Below are 2,570 nucleotides of genomic sequence, written 5' to 3' on the forward strand. Positions count from 1 at the left end.
GCATAGTGGTGCTAAGATGGCCATTCTCAGTCCTCGGCGAGTGGTGGGTTTGTTTGGCGATAGATCTGATCGCTCAAACAGGACTGAGTTCCCTTCCTGTGATCTACTATTTGGAACAGTTATTTAGCTGCAGGTTATCCAGCGGTTTAAGGCTCAGACGGGCCCACAGATTGTCCTCGCGGTTATCTTCCCGTTCCAGATAGTTACGCTCGGTTTGCTTGTGCTGATATTGCCCACTTAGTCGCACATCACTGCTGAAGCGATAACTGCTCTGCAGCTTCACGCTCTTACGGGTGATGTCCAGCGGCACATTGGCTTTAAAGGCGCCATTAACATTGTCCCACTCTAGTTGGGCAAACTCGGCAACACTGCCTTGGTTGTCACGGTCGCTGTAGCTGAGCTGGCCATTGACTCGCCATTTTGCTGTCAGCAGGCTGCTAACAGACAAGCGAGCATCACTGGTATCCACTTCACCGTTCCAATTCACCAATGGATTGCCGTCCATCTGGATTAAGTCAGCGTCTTGGATTAAACGGCCCGCGGCCAGATGACCGTTAACGACAGTTCGATCCAACAGATATTGCCCGTCCAGTGACACCTGATGGGCATCGTTATCTGGGGTCGCGGCGTAGACATCATCGCTATAAGGCAGCGATAAGTTACCGATATCATTACGGAAGAAGCTACCGTTATACTGCAGACGACTAAACCAGTTATCGCCATTGGCACTGAGCCCTGCCGTCAAAAGGTCCGTTGTGTTATCGATTGGCGCGGCAAAATTTAAGACACCGTTAGCGGCTATCAGACTCGCAGCTTTATTACCGGTCTTCGCTTCATGATTAAACGCCACGAAAGCGCTGTAATCCTGATAGTAAAGCGTCAGACCTGCACCGACCTGTTCCCGTTCCGTAAACAGCTTGGGATAACGGGTGTCGGTGGCTGAAGGCTGTAACAGATTATCGCTGTACCAAACCGGACTTTTGCCCGTGACTTGTGAATGCCGTAATAATTGGTAATCAGCGGTGGCCTTAAACACCCCCTGTTTACCGGCTTGCAGATGGGCGCGGCTGCTGTCTAGGCCTAAATTGTCAGCCTCGACACTGGCTTGATAGCCTTGACCGTCGCGGTAGCTGAACTCGCCGCTCACCGCACCAAGCCAACCACTGTCTTCTTTACCTAACGCATTACCAGAATGAATGTCGTCACCACTTTTCCAGCCGGTACTGACGCTCACTTCGCCGCGCAATCCTGTCGGATTAACACAACGTTGGCACTGATAATCCGTGGTATTCACCTTGCTGGTATTGGCGTGCATCACGCCAAAATCTGCGGCGGCGACCTGACCAGCCGCGGCCATCAGCCCTAGGGTGATAAGATTTAATTTCATTGGCATAACTTATCTCCTTATCAACGGCTGAAGTTGCTGCCAGCGGGGTGGTTAGAACCGTGAATTTGGCTGTGGCAATTCAGACAACTACGACCACTACCGAACGCATCCACACTAGGCTGACTAACGACACGGCTGGCATGTCCATCATCCACGTGACACTGTTGACACAGCTGCGGTGCTTTCTGCTTCAACAGATTGTCATTAACGCTGCCGTGAGGATTGTGGCAACTGGTACAATCTTCCGTCACCGGCGCGTGTTCCCACAGGAACGGCCCACGCTTGTCGGCATGACAGCTGTAACAAGTGTCATTCACGGTGGCACGCTTCAACGCTTTGTCATTGGCGGAGCCATGGGGATTATGACAGTCGATACAGGTCATCTCATTCCACTGCAGCGGGTGAGATGAGCGCTTATGCATATCCGCCTTTTCTTGGCGATGACATTTGCTACACACTTCATTCACCTGCTTGTGATCAAGCACCGGATCATTGGCGGTATGAATTTGATGGCAGGAGACGCAAGTAATGCCTTCAAGGTTGTGCACACTACTGTGCCATTCCTGGGTTTTAGCCTGCTGGTGGCATCCAAGACAAACACTGTTTTGGCTGGCGGCAGACAACTTACTGTCTGGGCCAAAATCAATCATGGGCTCTTTACCACCACGGTTGTGGTTGCCAAGCGGGCCATGACAGGCCTCACACTGCAGGCCAGCCATCGGCGACTTGCTGTTGTCGAGACGTCCATGAGTTGAGTCAAACAATGCCATGACTTTTGGATCTTTTTTATGGCACATCAGGCAGGAATCAGCGCCTTTTGGAGAATAATTACCTTCAGCGAACTTCGCTTGCAGTTGCTGCTCCAGTTGCTCACTACTCAAATTATCCCAGGGCGTCGCTTTCACTGGGGTTATCAGGGACAAAAAGACCCCCGCCCCCAGAATTGCTGCTTTAACAATACGGGACATGTAAACTACCTTTTATTTATCGGTGAGTTATTAATATTTAGCTGAACTTATTTATAAATAAGCTCTCTACCATTGTTCCATACAAATATAGATTTTTTATTTATTAATATTTCAAATGTGACCATGATTAAATTTGGATCAGCTATTGTGATTCACAACTCAGAAATACGCTGATGAGATTCATTAATTTGCCATTAAATTCATGCAGTTATGAT

Annotated in this window: 2 protein-coding genes; both read right to left on the minus strand. The window is 49.5% G+C overall.

The features are described from left to right. Positions 1–106: 106 nt before the first annotated feature. On the minus strand, positions 107–1,393 hold the full coding sequence (locus J3L11_RS18650; protein ID WP_207571962.1) for an MtrB/PioB family decaheme-associated outer membrane protein: 1,287 nt from the start codon (positions 1,391–1,393) through the stop codon (positions 107–109). Between the two features lie 14 nt (positions 1,394–1,407). Continuing rightward, on the minus strand, positions 1,408–2,355 hold the full coding sequence (locus J3L11_RS18655; protein WP_133040710.1) for a DmsE family decaheme c-type cytochrome: 948 nt from the start codon (positions 2,353–2,355) through the stop codon (positions 1,408–1,410). Positions 2,356–2,570: the final 215 nt, after the last annotated feature.

The organism is Shewanella sp. 4t3-1-2LB, assembly GCF_017368415.1.
Taxonomy (GTDB): Bacteria; Pseudomonadota; Gammaproteobacteria; order Enterobacterales; family Shewanellaceae; genus Shewanella; species Shewanella fodinae.

Coding starts and splice junctions, on each gene's coding strand:
- J3L11_RS18650 (WP_207571962.1), bottom strand. CDS start 1,393: ATGCCAATGAAATTAAATCTTATCACCCTAGGGCTGATGGCCGCGGCT.
- J3L11_RS18655 (WP_133040710.1), bottom strand. CDS start 2,355: ATGTCCCGTATTGTTAAAGCAGCAATTCTGGGGGCGGGGGTCTTTTTG.